18 protein-coding genes are annotated in these 17,368 nt (G+C 42.7%); 3 read left to right on the top strand and 15 right to left on the bottom strand.

Annotated elements, in window-relative coordinates; all coding sequences use genetic code 11:
- Together E1163_RS30725 and E1163_RS24470 are read left to right on the top strand one after the other, a co-directional pair.
- The coding region (locus E1163_RS30725) for a hypothetical protein (protein WP_185156199.1) at positions 1-205 on the top strand (205 nt) is incomplete at its 5' end.
- Positions 205-429 (top strand): hypothetical protein, encoded by a 225-nt coding sequence (locus E1163_RS24470; RefSeq protein WP_155175308.1) that lies wholly within the window; start codon positions 205-207, stop codon positions 427-429. The genes E1163_RS30725 and E1163_RS24470, both read left to right, overlap by 1 nt.
- A gap of 44 nt (positions 430-473) precedes the next feature.
- On the opposite strand, the gene E1163_RS24465 is transcribed toward E1163_RS24470, so the two are convergent.
- The 6 genes from E1163_RS24465 to lipB all read right to left on the bottom strand — a co-directional run bounded on the left by E1163_RS24465 (position 474) and on the right by lipB (position 6,959).
- Entirely contained in the window at positions 474-1,793 is a 1,320-nt protein-coding gene (locus tag E1163_RS24465; protein ID WP_155175306.1) for an alkaline phosphatase D family protein, read from the bottom strand.
- Between the two features lie 54 nt (positions 1,794-1,847).
- Entirely contained in the window at positions 1,848-2,822 is a 975-nt protein-coding gene (locus E1163_RS24460; protein WP_155175305.1) for a polyprenyl synthetase family protein, read from the bottom strand.
- A 19-nt stretch (positions 2,823-2,841) separates the two neighbouring features.
- Complete coding sequence (gene rnr, locus E1163_RS24455; protein ID WP_155175303.1) at positions 2,842-5,001, bottom strand: ribonuclease R; 2,160 nt, start codon at positions 4,999-5,001, stop codon at positions 2,842-2,844.
- 117 nt (positions 5,002-5,118) lie between these two features.
- Entirely contained in the window at positions 5,119-5,835 is a 717-nt protein-coding gene (locus E1163_RS24450; RefSeq protein ID WP_155175301.1) for a 3'-5' exonuclease, read from the bottom strand.
- A gap of 1 nt (position 5,836) precedes the next feature.
- Positions 5,837-6,241 carry a hypothetical protein gene (locus E1163_RS24445; RefSeq protein ID WP_155175299.1) on the bottom strand — a complete coding sequence of 135 codons (405 nt, stop codon included), beginning with the start codon at positions 6,239-6,241 and terminating at the stop codon, positions 5,837-5,839.
- A 1-nt stretch (position 6,242) separates the two neighbouring features.
- Complete coding sequence (gene lipB / locus E1163_RS24440) at positions 6,243-6,959, bottom strand: lipoyl(octanoyl) transferase LipB (RefSeq protein ID WP_343033948.1); 717 nt, start codon at positions 6,957-6,959, stop codon at positions 6,243-6,245.
- A gap of 50 nt (positions 6,960-7,009) precedes the next feature.
- Between lipB and E1163_RS24435 the strand changes: the two genes are divergently transcribed.
- Positions 7,010-7,357: a YraN family protein gene (locus E1163_RS24435; RefSeq protein WP_155175297.1), complete on the top strand. Its 348-nt coding sequence runs from the start codon at positions 7,010-7,012 to the stop codon at positions 7,355-7,357.
- Here E1163_RS24435 and E1163_RS24430 read toward each other — a convergent pair.
- From E1163_RS24430 to E1163_RS24390, 9 genes are all read right to left on the bottom strand, one after another.
- A complete protein-coding gene (locus E1163_RS24430; RefSeq protein WP_155175295.1) occupies positions 7,351-7,926 on the bottom strand; it encodes a hypothetical protein in 576 nt (191 codons plus the stop codon). The genes E1163_RS24435 and E1163_RS24430 overlap by 7 nt on opposite strands.
- Positions 7,927-7,938: 12 nt before the next feature.
- Positions 7,939-8,670: a sensor histidine kinase gene (locus E1163_RS24425; protein WP_155175293.1), complete on the bottom strand. Its 732-nt coding sequence runs from the start codon at positions 8,668-8,670 to the stop codon at positions 7,939-7,941.
- Between the two features lie 17 nt (positions 8,671-8,687).
- The gene (locus E1163_RS24420) at positions 8,688-9,347 is read right to left on the bottom strand and encodes a hypothetical protein (protein WP_155175291.1); all 660 of its coding nucleotides are present in this window, start codon (positions 9,345-9,347) and stop codon (positions 8,688-8,690) included.
- A 311-nt stretch (positions 9,348-9,658) separates the two neighbouring features.
- Positions 9,659-10,315 (bottom strand): response regulator transcription factor, encoded by a 657-nt coding sequence (locus E1163_RS24415; protein WP_155175289.1) that lies wholly within the window; start codon positions 10,313-10,315, stop codon positions 9,659-9,661.
- Between the two features lie 8 nt (positions 10,316-10,323).
- Complete coding sequence (locus E1163_RS24410) at positions 10,324-10,686, bottom strand: response regulator transcription factor (RefSeq protein ID WP_155175287.1); 363 nt, start codon at positions 10,684-10,686, stop codon at positions 10,324-10,326.
- Positions 10,664-13,033, bottom strand: a complete 2,370-nt coding sequence (locus tag E1163_RS24405) for a hybrid sensor histidine kinase/response regulator (protein ID WP_155175285.1) — start codon at positions 13,031-13,033, stop codon at positions 10,664-10,666. The genes E1163_RS24410 and E1163_RS24405 overlap by 23 nt, the downstream gene beginning before the upstream one ends.
- Complete coding sequence (locus tag E1163_RS24400) at positions 13,023-14,486, bottom strand: sensor histidine kinase (protein WP_155175283.1); 1,464 nt, start codon at positions 14,484-14,486, stop codon at positions 13,023-13,025. The genes E1163_RS24405 and E1163_RS24400 overlap by 11 nt, the downstream gene beginning before the upstream one ends.
- Positions 14,479-14,910: a response regulator gene (locus E1163_RS24395; protein ID WP_155175281.1), complete on the bottom strand. Its 432-nt coding sequence runs from the start codon at positions 14,908-14,910 to the stop codon at positions 14,479-14,481. Before E1163_RS24395 ends, E1163_RS24400 begins: the two co-directional genes overlap by 8 nt.
- A 10-nt stretch (positions 14,911-14,920) precedes the next feature.
- The gene (locus E1163_RS24390) at positions 14,921-17,185 is read right to left on the bottom strand and encodes a PAS domain-containing protein (protein WP_185156198.1); all 2,265 of its coding nucleotides are present in this window, start codon (positions 17,183-17,185) and stop codon (positions 14,921-14,923) included.
- Positions 17,186-17,368: the final 183 nt, after the last annotated feature.

Genomic DNA, 17,368 nt, shown 5'->3' with positions numbered 1-17,368 from the left:
CAAGCACAGTTTTACTATTCAGCTTTTTTTTGACGAGATCAAGGAGTTTTCCCTGTGCTGGCTGGCCGAGGAAGAACTTGAGCACAGGTATCCAAACCACGTTATCAATAAGGAGTTGAGGTACAGACGCAATGGCAATAAGATAGAAATATTGGAAGCCAAGACTAAAAGCAATGTAGCACAGATCAGGTATACACCACTTTAATGGGACTACAGGAAATATTATCCAGATTTAATAGGCTTCAGGAATTGATAGAGCAGGAAAACACCGGCAGCCCGGAAGATCTTGCTGAAACATTGGGTGTCTCCAAAAGGCAGTTGCTAAATTATATTATTGCTTTAAAAAATGAATCTGAACAGTCCATCATATTTGACCGGTCCATCCAAAGCTATAGGTTTATGGATGGCAAAGATTCTGAGATAGACTAGCTGTTCATTTACATATTGCAAGTGTTGCTGAATTATCAATTTCATTAATAAATCCTTCGACAAAACCTGTATTTCAAAGGTTTTCCAAGGCTACTGTTTATTGTCCTGCCATATTTATCCAGTGCAGTCCATTGGATACATATCTCATTTCCACCGTTGTCAATAATCTCCATAAGGCCAAACTGGCCGTTTCTCGCGCTGTAACCGTGGCTATAAGGCCCGCCTTTGTAAATGCCAAAGTTATCAAGCGGGGCTGCATGAAATACAGGAATCTCAGTTTCTCCTGCAGTAGCATAATCACTGTTACTGCCATCGTCTATAGCTACGATATGGGCATCTCCTGAAAGGATAAAAAGCGGGATTTCATACTCCTTGATAAAGTTTGCAATGGCTCGCCGCTCTTCTTCAAAACCTCCCCAGTCATCGTTTTCATCGCACTCATACTTCCGGCTCCGCTTATCGCTGATCCAGGGTATACCAGAAACCCAGGCCACGATCATTGAGTCGGCTTTGGCTTTTAGCAATTGTTCCTTAAACCAGTTGAGGTGTTCTTCGCTGCCAAAATTTGTGCCTTTCTCTACTTTTTCACATCCCGAATACTGCGGCCGTTTCTTTTGAGAGCGCAAATCTGTAAGCACGTATTTCACCCGGCCTACGTCAAAGGTCTGGGATATCGGCTCCTTGTTTCCCTCGAAAGCCAGTGGGTAGTGTGGCACAAACCGCTTGTAGGCTTCAATGGCTTCCTTTTGACAATTTGCATTTTCTGCGCTGTTGTTGGGGCCGTAGTCATGATCATCCCATATGTACACAAAGGGCAAATGATGATAAAGGTAAGCTTGTGATGGTGATCGTTGTATATCAAAAAAAGCTTTGGCGAAGGCATATTCGCAATTATTCCTGATGTTTTCATAGTGCAAGTCACCCGTGTTCATATAAAACAAGGGGTCTTGCTGCTGTATGGTTCGGAAGATCCTGCTTCTGGAACCGGTTCTGGCGCATGAAGCAAAAGCTACTTTATAGGAAAAAGCTCCATTGGGAAATGTTTCAAAGTAGCCTCTGAGATCTTTATCTGCCATAAGCTCTCCGTCCATTTCAAGTTTGTAGTAGTAGCCTGTTGCACTGTCAAGATCACCTAAACGAACTTTAGCCGTCAGAAACTCTCCTTCCTTCACTTCAACGGACTCAGAGTAACGTGTGCCTTTTGAGAAATTTTCATCGGTAGAATAGGCCACCCTTACTACAGACTCTCTGTTTACTTTGAATGCTACTACAGCCGAACTGTCTGTAACGGAACCTGCCCAGACATATTCCAGGAATTTATCCGGATTTTCCGGTGGAGAACCACAGGAAAATAAGCTGACCAAAAGACAAACAGTGATTGCTGAACGCAGGTAAATCAAATTGTGGTTTTTTCATTACTACTTCTCGCGGGCAGCCAGATTCTCTGCAAATCTTTTTATCACCGCTTTGCGATGAAGTGGCGCATTAATCTGCTTCAAAGAATGGAAACCCTGTTCAAAATACTTGTTCATGGTATCCTCTGTAAGCTCCTTTATGCCCAGATCATTATAGATTTGGGTAACGGCTTTTACTTTCTCCTCCGGGTCAAACTGCTTTTTTGCAATCCAGCCCTCGAGCTCCTTCTTTTGCTTGCCCTCTGCATTATCTAATGCTTTTATCAGCAGAAATGTTTTTTTATTGGACAGAATGTCTCCACCAACCTGCTTGCCGAACTTGTCTTTATCAGCATACACATCCAGCAGGTCATCCATCAGTTGGAAACCAATACCTATATTGATCCCGAACTTTCTCAGTGCTTCACAACTCTCTTTGCTTACACCTGCGAGCAGCCCTCCAAGTTCGAGGCTGAAGCCAAGCAATACGGCTGTTTTCTGCCTGATCATGTCTAGGTACTCCTCCTCTGTCACTTCCTTGCGATTTTCAAAAAGCATATCCAGTTGCTGACCCTGGCATACCTCACGGGCACACTGATTAAAGGCCTTCAAAATATCAACCGTTAATGTTGCCTGATCCATGATCAACATTTCGTAGGCTTTTACCAGCATTACATCGCCGGAAAGTATGGCGGTGTTGTGGTTCCACTCTTCATGAACGGTGTTTTTGCCCCTTCTTAAAGGCGCTTCATCCATAATATCGTCATGCATCAAGGTGAAATTATGAAACACCTCCACGGCGATCGCCTGTTTCAGCACTGATTCCACATCATCTTTGTAAAGGGAGTAGGCCAAAAGGGTGAGCAAAGGCCTCAGCCTCTTGCCTCCCAGTGACATAATATATTCGATAGGCTCATACAACTCGATGGGTGCCTGTCCATATTCGGTGCGCTCAATTTCTTTTGAAATCAGCGCCTGCAGTTGTTTTATGTTTTTCATGGATTATGTGGTGGCGAAACTAAACCATATCCTTCTTATCAACAAATTCAAGATCGATAGTCCTGCGGTCTATGTCGGTACTTTTTACGGTTACGTGCACCTTGTCTCCCAGGGTATACATTTTTTTGTTTCTTCTGCCAAAAACCCGGTAGTTCTTTTCATCGAACTCGTAGTAGTCGTCCTTCATATCCACCATGCGCACCATGCCTTCACATTTGGTCTCAACGATCTCTACAAAAATACCCCACTCGGTAACTCCGGAAATAATACCATCGAAAACGCGGTCTTCAACACTTTGCATAAATTCCACCTGCTTATACTTGATGGACGCCCGCTCGGCATCTGCAGCCCGCTTTTCCCTCTCGGAAGAGTGGATGCATTTCTCTTCGTAATCTTTTTTGTTTACAGACTTCCCTTTGTCCAGGTAGTGCTGTAAAAGGCGGTGTACCATCATATCAGGATACCTCCTGATCGGAGATGTGAAATGGGTATAATGTTTAAATGCCAGACCGAAATGACCCATAGCCTCAGTTGTATACTTTGCCTTGGCCATTGATCGTATGGCTAATTGCTGCAGTACATTCTCCTCCGGCTTACCTTCTATAGTTGTCATCAGGCTATTCAGAGACTGTGAAATAGAACCCTGATCTGTTTTAAGGCTGTGACCAAACTTTCTTGCAAACTGGGCAAATGAATCAACCTTTTCAGGGTCAGGATAGTCGTGTGTACGATATACAAAGGTATTTTTGTCTTCACCCTTTTTCATTTCATACACATACACCGCAACTTTCTTGTTGGCCAGTAGCATAAACTCTTCAATGAGCTTGTGCGCATCTTTTCTCACTTTAGGGATAATGCCCAGGGGTTTGCCTTTTTCATCGAGCTTAAACTTAACCTCAGTGGTTTCAAAGTTAACTGCACCTTTATTGAAACGTTCTCTCCTAAGCTTTTTGGCCAGATCATTGAGCTTTTGAAGCTCCTGCACCAAATCCCCCATGCCTGTTTCTATGCAGGCCTGGGCTTCTTCATAGCTAAACCTGCGGTCGGAGTGTATTACTGTCCTGCCAAACCATTCTTTCAACACATTACCTTTGTCGTCCATTTCAAACACTGCGGCAAAGGTCAGCTTATCCTCCCTGGGCCTCAGCGAGCACAATCCATTAGAAAGCCGCTCCGGCAACATGGGCACTGTCCGGTCTACAAGATAAACAGATGTGGCCCTGTCAAAAGCTTCTTTTTCAAGCACGGTATTGGGCTGTACATAGTGGGTAACGTCGGCAATATGTATTCCTACCTCATAATTGCCGTTATCCAATACCTGAAAAGAAAGCGCATCATCAAAATCCTTGGCATCTTCCGGGTCTATGGTAAAGGTCAGTACATCCCTGAAATCCTTTCTTTTTTCGATTTCCTTTTTAGTGATCTTATCCGGTATCTTTTCAGCCTCTTTTTCAACATGCTCAGGAAATTCGAATGGCAGGTCAAACTCTGCCATGATTGAATGTATTTCAGCTTCATTGTCTCCGGCAGGTCCCAGCACATTTACAATTTCGCCTTCGGGGCTTTTGTCCTGCGCAGGCCATTGGGTAATTTTTACGATTACTTTATCGTTATGCTTGGCTCCATTTGTGGCATCAAGCTTTACAAATATATCCTGGTGGATCTTCTTATTATCCGCGATTACAAAAGCAAAGCGTGGTGAAAACTCTATGCGACCAACAAACTGCTCCCTTGCCCGCTCTATGATCTCTACCACTTTGCCCTCAGGCTTTCTTCCGTGAGCGGCTCCTTTGAGCTGTACTTTAACGGTATCGCCATCCATAGCGAAATTGATGTCCTGTGCTTTGATGTAGATATCTTCTTTATCATCCGGGGTTAAAAGGTAAGCAAAGCGCGCGTTGACATGGTCAAGTTTTCCGGTTAGGAACTCGGCTTCACTCATGCTTTTATAGCTTCCGTTGGTAAGTTGTATGATGTTGCCATTTCTGTGCAGGTCGGAGAGCACATAGGGAATCTCCCTGTTATAGTCTTTTCTCCTGTAACCAAGCTTTTTGGCTACCTGGCTGGCTGTATATACTTTATTATAATTATTGTTGAGAAGTGAAAGTATCCGGGCTTTCAATTTTTCTTTAATATTTCCGGATTTTCCATACTTCTTCTTTTTCTTCTTTTGACTCATAAATTATTGTGTCATGCATCTAAAAATATGCGATTAATATTATTGCTTATTACGCCCCAGTATTACTAAATGTTTAAAATTAAAACAAGTCCGGGGACTATTAGTTAACCTCTAAGGTTAATTGGCTGGTGTGACGGTGACCTCGAACGGTTCTGCGGTGATGTTCTTAAGTTTTAAATATAATTGTGCTGTTACTGCCACATCCTGAAGGCAGTAATCAGCTATTTTCTCCAGGTTTTGATCTTTATAATAGACACGATTCACATCGCTGCCACTCATGTCGGTTTTACTGGATTCAATATTAAAAATTGCGGCCAAAAGATCAAGGGATGTGTAGTGTTTCCAGTCACCAAATTTCCACATGTCCATGGTATCAATATGGTTGATCTCCCAGGGCTTTTTGCCAGAAAGATCCAGAACCGATGGCAGTGAGATACTGTTAATGAGCATCCTCCTGCTAAGATAAGGAAAATCAAACTCTCTTCCATTATGCGCACATAGCTTCAGGCTATCTGACCTCATCTTACCCAGGATGGCATTGAACTGTTCGAGGAGTGCCTTCTCATCTTCATCATACAGCGCTTTTAGTCTCAATATCAGTTTGTCTTCCTCCATATGGAAGAGGCCGATGCCAATACTTACTACTTTACCAAATTCTGCATAGATCCCGGCTCGTTGAAAATAGAATGCGTCATCAGTAAGGCCTTCTTCTCTCTTCAAAAATGAAGCTTTGCGGCTCCACAAGGTTTTCATGCGCTCATTAAGTCCTTCATACGTTTCGGATGAGCTTACGGTTTCAATATCCAGAAAGAGAATATCCCTAAGTTCTTTCATATCAGGAATGAAGAACTCCTTCCATATCCAGTTCTTTAATATAAATCAGGTTCTCTTCCTTGATGGTGTCCGGTAAAAAGATGAACTTCTTATCATAGATTTTCCCGTCGATATAGTAGCTCACCCAGAACTCATTATTGAGATGGAAGATCTCGGCATTTATTGGCTCTATAAGTGCAGTGCCCCTGGCAGGCACAGTTTCCAAAAAGTGCCTTAAGGTAGAAGTTTTCTGGTGCTCACCATTTAATTCGCCATAACCTGTAGAAGCCACCAGCGTATTTTCAATGTCGTGGTTATTTCTGTTAATAAGGTGAACATTCCACTCCGCTTCATTATGGGTATTCACTTCCCTGGTGATGGCCAGGGTTACATTTTTAACTTCCGGTACTTTTATATCTTTTCTCATTCTAAAACAGGCTCATTTCAAACAGTCCTGCCAACTTCGTCTTTAAGACGGTTTTTACCTCTTCTATATCCACTGGTTTTCCCAGTTCCTTTGCCAGTGAAGTTACAGCTTTGTCGTCAATTCCGCATGGCACTATATTGCCAAAATAATCGAGGTCTGTATTTATATTAAAAGCAAATCCGTGCATGGTCACCCATCTGCTGGACTTAACCCCCATAGCACATATTTTTCTGGGGTTCACCTGCGCTTCATGATCCAGCCATACGCCTGTAAGGCCATCTATACGCCCTGCAGCTATACCGTACTCCGCCAGGGTTTCGATGATACCCTCTTCCAGTAGCCTCAGGTATTTATGAATATCCGTAAAGAAATTATCAAGATCAAGTATAGGATACCCCACTATCTGTCCCGGACCATGATAAGTTATATCGCCCCCTCTGTTAATCCTGTAATATGTAGCCTGCCTGGCCTTAAGCCCATCACTGTCTATAAGCAGGTGGTCTTCCGAGCCACTTTTACCTAATGTGTATACATGTGGGTGTTCGCAAAAGATCAGGTAGTTAGGCGTCACTACATGTTGATCTTCAGACACTTTCCTGTTGCTAATCTTTAAATTAACAGTATCGTCAAACAGTTTTGTCTGATAATCCCAGGCTTCTTTATAGTCAATGGTACCCAGGTCGATGAATTGTACTTTTTTATTGATTATAGAATTCACTGCCGAACTAAAACAGGCTTATATTTGAACTCTGCAAAGGTAATGAAATTATGAACAATAACGCGCAAACGGGTAAAGACGGAGAGCAGAGGGCTGCGGAGTACCTTATGGGCAAAGGGTATAAGCTAGTAGAAAGAAACTACCGGTATAAGCGGTCAGAGATCGATATTATTGTAAAAAAAGAACAGCTCCTGGTTTTTGTGGAAGTGAAAACCAGGAGCTATAGTTCTTTTGGATATCCGGAAGATGCAGTCAATGGCATCAAGATTAAAAAAGTGATTGAAGGAGCTGATCAATACGTTCATGAAAAAAATTGGTGTCATGATATCCGGTTTGATGTAATCTCCATAGACTGCTCTACCCAGGAAATTGTGCATTTTGAAGATGCTTTCTACTGATCGGTATGCACTGCTACACTAATGTCGTGCGGTGCGGGCTCATCACCTCCAAAATATGGAAATAGCATATAGTTTACATCACCTGAGCAATTCGGGTTTTTGTTAATTTCTACCCTGGAAGCCCCGTTTACGGTAAACACATATTTGTTATCAATGATACTAATCTGGTAATCATTCATTTCATTAAGTGCAACTGTAGTTACATATTCTATTTTTCTGTCTCCATTCACATAGCAATAGGCGTGTACTTCAAGCTTGTCATTATACCATCTCCAGCCAAAGCGTGCGCTATTTTCATGGTGATGACTGTTACAATCAGAAAAGCCCATGAGCTTGTTGATATCGGCCTGGTTCTCCTCCCTTTTTGTTTCATAAATGGCAGACTCGTCAAAGCTGGCTTTAAAGCCCAGTACGTCTCCCTTAAAAGATTTAATGGTTCTGTTAGACTCGTGCTGGCCTTGCTTAATGATGTAAACTTTCTGATCATCACCTGCAAAAGGGGAGTCAATCTCGACATTGCATGCTGTAAAAAATAATAACAGCCCGAATAGTGGTATCGCGTTTTTCATCTAAAAAAGTATTTATAAATTGTTTGGTATTTTAACTATAAAATTGCTTCCTACTCCTTTGGAAGAGGCTACTGAAACTTCACCTCCCAGTTTGCTTACCGCCTCCTGAACAATGTACAGACCAAGGCCTGAACCCTTGGAAGACTCGGATGACCGGTAAAACATCTGAAATATGTCATTGATGTTTTCTTTTGAAATGCCTTCTCCATTGTCGCATACTTCTATTGTGGCATGCTTGGGAGTAACTTTCACATCTATATCCACAAACTTTTCCGTCTTTTTCAAATCCTGGAAAACCACGGCATTTTGAATGAGGTGCTCCAGTATAAGAGTGATACGCAACTGGTCCGATACAAACTTCTGGTCTTGTTTCACACGTACGCGGAACTTTATTTTATTTGCCCTTGCGTAGTCCAGGTAATGATCCAGCACTTTGGCAATGCTCTCATTAAAGTAGATTGTAGTGTTCACGATCGGGCCCCGGGCGTTGCCTACGAAAGACTCCAGGGATTTCAGGAAGTTATCCATTCGCACCACACTCTCGTTGATCAGGTGCAGGCATTCATCTGTGATATCGTCCCTGGTTGATTTTTCCGCCAGGCGGATCAACCCCTTTATGGAAGCCAAAGGTCCCTTAAGGTCATGAGAACAACTATAGACAAACTTATCGAGTACTGAGTTTGCCTCAGAAAGCTCTTGGTTGAGCAGGTTATTCATCTCTTTAATTTTAAGTGTGGTTCTCATTATTTTAATAGGTTAGGTTATTTTCTTCGGCCGAATCTCACTCCTACATTGATCGCATAAGGGTCTTTAATGCTGGTGTTTTCCAGGCTTTTGACATTAGCAGACTCCCCCAGTTGAAGGCTGGTTTTTGCCTCCACAAAAAAATGGACAAAGTCATTCTCAGCCTGAATGCGATACTCCACGCCCAGGCCCAGATTAACATTGGTGGTGTTAATACTGCCTAAAAATGGCTCCCTGCCCGGGCTTTTCCCTTGCTTCGCCCGCTCGGCAGCATCTATATAATGTCCGTAAAATTTTATGCTTTGATTGTTAAGCCCCGCCAGCACATAGGCATCTGCTTTCCGGGAAGGCAACTGCATTGCCTTTAGCAGGTAGATATTACTATTGATCTCAACTTCAAACAGATCAATTGTTCGCTTTGTGGCAGCGTTGGAATAATAAAGCCCTACAGCTCTGGCAACAATGCGACTGTAAGAATTACCGAAGATAAAGGCGGCGCTTCCACCTTCTTCATAAACCTGGAGGGCATCCAACTCCGGCACGTCACTTTCTATAACAAAAGTTTTCATGCCGAAGGACGCCTCCATACCCCTATGACTAAAAATGGAATTACTCTCCTCCTCTACCACCTCTTCCGGTTCAAATTGAGCGCTGGCCTCAAAAAATGGAAAAGCCATTACAAAAAAAATGACCAATGCTCTTAAAAAATGCTTAAATGAAATACAAAAAATTGTCATGGCTACTAAAATCATCTATGCAAATTTGATGATAACCATGACCGTTTTTATGAGGGAATTCCTGAAAAGGAAAAATCAGAAGTACACTTATGAAATTAGGCTTAAAAGCAGAGATAAGGCACTTTTTGAAATGTTATACGGGTTACGATCAGGTTTTTGTCAGCGTGGGCTAGGGGAATTCTCAGGGGGCTGGTGAGTTCCCCCGAGGGTTTTATCGGGGTAAACCCGCATAACCTCTACATTCTCAGAGGTTAAAGCTCAATGATGTTGTTTTTGATCGCGTACTTAACGAGTTCTGCAGTATTCTTAAGTCCGAGTTTGGAGAGTATATTTGTTTTGTGTGTTTCCACTGTTTTTATACTTATAAACAAGGCATCTGCTACTTCCTGGTTTGATTTACCCATAGCTACCTGCTCCAGTACCTCAAATTCCCTTGTGGTAAGCTCTTTGCTCTTCTGAGCAGGTTTCTTTTCATCTGCCTCCTGGTTATAAAACTGCTCAAAGACAATATTCATAATCGAGGGGCTAAAGTACTTTTCGCCGGCATATACTTTTTTTATGGCATCGACCAGTGCCTCTTTGCTTACGTCTTTGGGTAAATACCCATTGACGCCGACTTTTGCACTTAAGGATATATAGTCCTGGTTTACTTCCCCTGACAATAATATGATCCTGATATTGCTGTTTTGCTCTTTTATCCAGCGCGCCGCCTCTATGCCGGTCATCCCCTTCATCATGATGTCCATGAGTATGATATCCGGGTAAAGCTCCTGCGCAGCGTTTATGGCCTCCTCTCCACTTTCCACTTTGCCTACAACATCAATGAATTCTACATTTTTAAGCATAGATGCAACACCTTCTCTCATCAGGGCGTGGTCATCTACCAGTAGTACGCGAATATGTCCCATTTTAATTTTTATTTAAGCAGTTTTTCTATCGATGAAATAAGCTGGTCAGCACTGCAAGGTTTTCTAATGTAAGCATCGGCACTGTACTCTCTGGCCTTTTGCTCAGTTTCTTTGGTGGCCTGGGCAGAAAGCACAATGATCGGTGTAAGCTGATGTTTGTCTATTGACCTGATCTTAGTGATCAACTCAAAGCCATTCATCTCCGGCATCAGCAGATCTGTTATGATCAGGTCCGGGTTGGTAGTACTTATTTTGCGCATCCCATCAAAAGCATCATATGCCGTTATTACATCATATCCTTCCATTTGCAGTAAATCCCTTATCTCTTCCAGAAGGTGCAGCGTGTCATCAATTACTAATATCTTTTTCATCGACTAATGGAATCTGAATCTTTATTTTGGTTCCTTTCCCTACCTCACTGTCAACTTCCACTGACCCTTGCTGTAGCTCCACGGCTTTCTTAACTATGGAAAGCCCTAACCCGGTGCCCTGAATAGCACCTGCACTATTTGTACGGTGGAACGGTTCAAATATCTTTTCCTGGTCCTCTTTTTCTATACCCATCCCCCAGTCTTTTACCTGCATATTCAGCAACCCATGTGCACATATAACATCCAGAAGGACCTTATCTTTTCCCGGAGAAAACTTAATGGCATTGGTTAAAAGGTTAATCAATATATTGCGCAAAAGTTTTTCATCTACGGCAATTTCTTTCTTCTCAGTTACAATAGAAAACAAAACCTTATGGCTCTGCTTGGTGCTGTGTGTAACTTCCTCTATAATTTTTTTGCAGAAATCTTTGATATTGATGACTACGCGGTGCAGCTTGATCTTCCCGGATTCGCTTTTGCCAATGAGAAGTACATCGTCCAGCAAATACGTCATATGGCCTACCTGCTCCTCTATTTTGTCCAGCTTCCGTTCTATTTCATCAAATCCAAGTTTGGATTTATACCGCTTAATGAAGTTGGTAGCAAAGGTAATTGTGGACAGTGGAGTCCTGAATTCGTGCGAGGCCATGGAAACGAACTTTGACTTGAGAGCCACCAGCTCCTTTTCTTTTTGTAAGGCCTCATTCAGTTCCTTGGTGCGCTCAGCGACTTTCATTTCCAACCTCTCGCGGTACTCAATCAGCTCTGTTATATTCTGCCCCACACCTATAACACCAATAATCTCTGAGTCGAGGTTTCTGCGGGGAGCAGCGTTAAAGAGGATGGTAACCACCTTGCCTGTTCTGGTATAGATAGGCAACTCGTAGTTTGTCACCTCTTTGCCTCTCAATGCATTTTTAAGCAAATCAGTGACTGCCACTTTGTATCCGTCAAGGATAAATTCATCGATTAGCTTTTTGCCCAGCACTTCGGTTTTGGAGTAGCCGGTAATTTTTGCCGTCACCTGGTTCCATTCGTTGATTCGCCCGTTCCAGTCAATCCCAAAAATCGGGGCATTGGCCGTATCGATCAATGTTGTCAGTTCTCTGGCTACGGCTGTAACACGGTCTTCATAAACCTTTTGCTCTGTAATATCAGAAAAAGAAACAACCACACCTATACGATCATTAGGCTGCAAAAAGGGCTCTGAATTGACCGATAACCAGATCAAATCACCCCGGTCTTTTACACCCATAATAACCTGGGAGCATGGTTTACCCGTGCGCAGTGTAACTTTAGAGGGTAAATTATCTAATGGAAACACTTCCATAGTCGGTTTAAAAAAACGATACCTTTCCGTCAGCTCCTTCTCAAATTTTCGGACGCTTGTGGTTTTTGTTCTTAATATTCTTGAGGCGCTTTTATTGAATGTCACGATATGCCCACGGTCATCATATAAAATAAGACCTTCGGCAATCGATTCTATCACTCCCTGGTATTTGGCCTCGCTTTCTGTAAGCAGGTTGTGCGCAAGCTTCTGCTCGGTGATGTCACGGGATGTGCTCACAATTCTGATCAACTGGCCCCCCTCATAAACATGCTGTAACATCGTTTCAAGATAGATATATACACCGTCTTTGCGCCTCATACGGTATGAAAAGGGCTTCCCATTATTCTCCCCTTTCTGCTCAAAAAGGTTGATTTCCTGATCTTTAAGGTCATCAGGATGGATCAGGTCCAGGTGTTTCAGGCCAATCAGCTCTTCGGCATGATACCCTAAAATGCGATCTGTAGACGGCCCTACCCATAGGTAGGTAGAGTCCGGACTATGCAGGCAAACCAGGTCCTGTATGTTCTCCGCAAGCAATCTGTAGCGCTCCTGGCTCTCCTTTAAAGCGCGGTCAGCGGCATTTTTTGCCTTAATAGTCCTTGCATCTCTTATTTCCCGCTCTATAGCAGGTGTAAGCCTGGCCAGGTCATTTTTTAATAAATAATCATTAGCACCCAGCCTCATGGCTTCCACGGCAGCCTCCTCACCTATGGTGCCAGATACAATGATGAATGGCAAAAAAGGATATTTTTTTCTGGTGATCTCCAATGCCGATCTGGCATTGAACTGGGGCAAAGAGTTATCACTGATCACTACGTCCCAGTCTTCATCAACAAGGGCTGCTTCATATTCTTCGGCAGTTTCTACCCGCATGGTGTTTAAATTATATCCTTCGCGGCGAATCCTTCTTTTAATAAGCTCATAGTCATCCTCGGAATCCTCAATAATCAATATATTGATAGGTTTCCATCTATTTATCTGCATTTCGACAAACTCCTCTTCTCCTTTAATTTTCATTATAATTGGTTGCTGGTGGTTGTTTCCAGTCAGGAACTATAACATCAAACTTACATCCCTCATCTTTCCTGCTCTCGAGCATTATTGAGCCATTGATCTTTTCAATGGCATTTTTAACTATATATAAACCCAGGCCGGAGCCGGAAGAAAACTCATGTGCCCTGTAAAACATATCAAAAACTTTATCCTGAAGCTTTTCTGATATGCCCTGCCCATTGTCAATTACCTGCACGAAAAGTTCTCCTTCTTCCTTGTTGGCAGCGACCACTATCCAGGATTTATGATTACGCGACTTTCTCCTGTATTTGATGGCATTCTCAAGCAGGTTTTGAAAAATTGACGTGAGCAGCCTTCTGTCATTATATACTGTATGAGAACTGTTCAGACGGAGTTGCAGTTCCACTTCACCAAACCCCTCATTGTATTTCAGTCCATCCATTATATCCTTAATGACCTCTTCCAGAACTACTTCCTCTGGCATTATCTGACCTTGTTTGATCCTTGATAAATTCAGGAGTTCGTCCAGCGTATTTTTTAGTTGTACCGTGCTTTTGTCCAGCATTCCTAAATATTGTTGGAATGCATCGTTGGAAAAGTCCATTTTTCCGATGTTGATCAAGCCCATTATTGAGGCTACCGGTCCTTTAAGATCATGGGAAATACGATACATCAGGGTTTCCAGTTCATTATTGATCTTTTTTAAATTTTCTTCCGCCTGTTTCTTTTCCGTTACCTTTCTTACTATAATAGATATCCCTCCTTCAGACGGATAAATGCTCCCGTCGAAATAGTCTCGCCCGAACTGAAAAGCCAGGTGTTCAGACTTAGTCTTTTGCTGAACATTTTTAATTTTTCTTTCAATCTTCGAGTCCAGCCATTCGGGAAACATGGAAAATATATGTGCTCCCAATATATTTTTATCCCTGATATTAAATTCCTTTTTTGCTGCTCCATTCCAGTGGATCACTTTCAGGTCTTTATCCAGCGCCAGGAAGGCATCCTCAATGCTACCAGAGAGAAACTGATACATCTTCTGGCTTTTTGCCAGCTTTTGCTCTATTGCTTGCCGCTTCAACCTGTTGTTTGCCTCTTTAAGCTCCCTTTCTATTGCAGGTATTAACCGCTTGAGGTTGCCTTTTAATATATAATCATTGGCCCCAGCCCGCATGGCTTCCACTGCGGCTTCCTCTCCGATGGTACCGGAAACAATAAAAAAAGGAACGTTTTTATTTCTGGATCGTGTCACGCTCAGCGCTGTTGGGGCATTCAAACGCGGTAACCGATTATCGCTTATTACAATATCCCATTGCTCAGACAAACATCTTTCCAGGTCTTCAACGGTTTCTACGCGCTCAGCCTCTGTAAGGAAACCACCCTTTTTGATTTCCCTTAATAACAATTCATAATCATCTTCCGAGTCTTCTATGACCAATATCCTTAACGAATCATTCATTTATCTGTGGGTTAGGTTCATTTAACACAAGCCAATAAAGACCAAGTTGACCTACTGCTTCCGTGAACTGGACAAAATCCACAGGCTTTCTGATATAGCTATTAGCTCCCAGTGAGTAGCTTTTGATGATATCTTCTTCCTGATTTGATGTGGTTAATACTACCACCGACAGCCCTTTTGTACTTTCGTGCTGCCTTATTTCTTTTAAAACTTCCAACCCGTCAAGCTTCGGCAATTTAAGGTCGAGAAGAATCAAAGCAGGTTTAATCCGCTCTTTGCCATTACGCCCAAAAAGAATATCCAAAGCCTCTACACCATCACGGGCAAGAGTGACTTCGTTAGCAATATTTTTCTTTTTTAAAGCTCTTAACGTAAGCGTAATATCATCTTCGTTATCCTCGACTAATAATATTCTTCCTGACATATCTGGTTATTCAATTTAAGGTAAAATAAAACGTTGATCCCCTGTCTACGGCACTTTCAGCCCATATCTCTCCGCCATGCCGGTGAATAATACGCTTAACCGTGGCCAAGCCTATTCCTGTCCCTTCAAATTCATTGTCTCCGTGCAGTCTCTGAAAAGCGCCAAAAAGCTTATCGGAATATTTCATGTCAAATCCTACTCCGTTGTCTTTTATATAAAATACCTGACGGTCATTAATTGTTTCAACTCCTAATTCTACCTTTGGATTTGGCACCTTTCTGGAGTATTTGGCGGCATTTTCAAATAAATTCTCCAGCGCCACATTTAGCAAACCTTTATCGGCAGAAGCCTTTAAGCCCGGGGTCACGGTAAATTCGGTATGGGTGTACTGGTCATTGTTTAAATGCTCAGCCACATGCGAGGCAAGGGCTGACACATCAACAGGCTCAAAACTTATCTCCTGCCGGGATATCCTTGAGAGGGCAAGCAGATCATCTATCAACCTTCCCATCCTCACGCTGGCCGATGACACCCTTTTCAAATAATCTTTACCTATATCATCAAGCTGATCTGCATAGTCTTCCATCAACGCCTGGCTGAAACCGTGGATGCTTCGAAGCGGAGAGCGCAGATCATGAGAAACAGAATAGCTAAAAGCTTCCAGTTCGTGATTGGTGGCTTCCAGTTGCGCCGTGCGCTGCCTAACTACCTCCTGAATACGCTTCTCTGCCATTTTTCTTTCGGTAATGTCCATGATCTGAGCAATAAAATATTTTATGTCACCAGCTTCATCCCGCACCGCAGAAACATTCTGCTGAACCCAGATAGGCAAGCCATCAACGTTTAAGTACCTCTTGTCTAACTGGTAAGTATGAATGTTGCCCTGCTGTAAATTTTTCCTTTGCTCCAGGTCAAGGTTGCGGTCCTCAGTGTAGGTTATTTTATGGAGGCCTAGCTTTAACAGCTCAGCTTCACTATAGCCAAGCATATGTGTCAATGCCTTATTTACTTTGATCAGCGCGCCATCAGTTCCCAAGAGAGCCACCCCTATCGGACTGTAATCAATAGTGGCTTTAAACCGTTGTTCGCTCTCCTTAAGGTTTTGTTCATAAAGCTTTTGGGCAGTTATGTTCATACAAATGCCTATCATGGACACCGGTTCGCCGTTCTCATCTTTTGTAACTTCACCTTTGGAGTGCAAGATCCTTGTCTGCCCATCACGGGAAAGTATTCTGTAAACAATATCATACTTAACATCCTTCCTTATAGTATCACCTACCGCATCGCTTACCAAATCCATATCATCAGGGTGTATGCGTTCAGTAAAGTCCTGTATTATGCCCTTGAAATTCTCTTTCGGGTGGTCCATCAAATTGTGCATATAAGCATCCCATTGCAGCGAACCGGTTTTGATATTCCAGTTCCAGGCACCAATCTCGCCAGCTTCCAAAGCCAGTGAGAGCACCCTTTTGCTCGCTTCCATTTTCTCCTGGGAAGTTTTGGCCAGGTCTATATCCATTAGCAGGCCTCTCAATGAAACCATTTTACCATCTTTAACTACGGGCAGACCAACTATTCTGACCCAAATGTTATTCTCTTTGGCCGTTATTAATTTCACTTCCAGATCATAGCTCTCACAGGTTCTTTCGGCCCGGGCTATTGCCTCTCTGACCTTGTTGCGATGGTCTTTATGCACAAAGCCGAGGGCTTTTTCAAAGTTGAAGTCTGTTATGCTGGTTAACTCCAAAATGCGATATACTTCTTCAGAGCAAAATATGGAGCTTTCCTTCACATTCATTTGCCACACACCTATTTTACCGGCTTCCTGGGCTGATTGAAAAAGCTCATTTGTCCGTTTTAAAATGCTGTTTGAAGCCTTCAGGTCCTCAGTGCGTTCATCAACTTTGCGCTCCAGGTCTTCATTAAGCCGCTTCAGCTCATTTTCTGCCCTTTCACGCTGCAGTATTTCATCCTTTAACCTTCGATTAAGGGCGGTGAGCTCAGACACCAGCTTTTCAAGAGCTTCGGGACTTTTATATTTTAATACTTCCGGGGTGACTTTTACCAGGGCCAACACAGTACCCATTGAAACCATGGCCGTAAGAAACCGGACGAAAGCGCTGAGCCTGTAGACGGGAAACCAAAATATAATCGCATCAATAAGATGGGTCAGTCCGCAAAATAGGATAAAGGCTATAAACAGCAGAAAAATGAACTTGAAAGGAATCCCATCCTGCTTTTTATACAAATAATACCCAAGAATTAAAGGAATCATAAAGTAAGCCAGCCAGATCAGGAAATCAGAAACAATGTACAACCACCCATGAAAGGGTGTCCAAATGCCGCAATTCCATCTCGCAGGCCAACTATCAGTACTCAAAAGTCCCGAGAAAAATTCTGACTGAACCTTTACATCAACAACCTCATTGGAAACCTGACAAGTAATTGGTTTTTCATC

The sequence above is a fragment of the Fulvivirga kasyanovii genome, assembly GCF_009711405.1.
GTDB classification, from domain to species: domain Bacteria; phylum Bacteroidota; class Bacteroidia; order Cytophagales; family Cyclobacteriaceae; genus Fulvivirga; species Fulvivirga kasyanovii.
The sequence above is the reverse complement of the archived record's forward strand: the minus strand, read 5'-3'. Positions and strand labels throughout refer to the sequence as shown.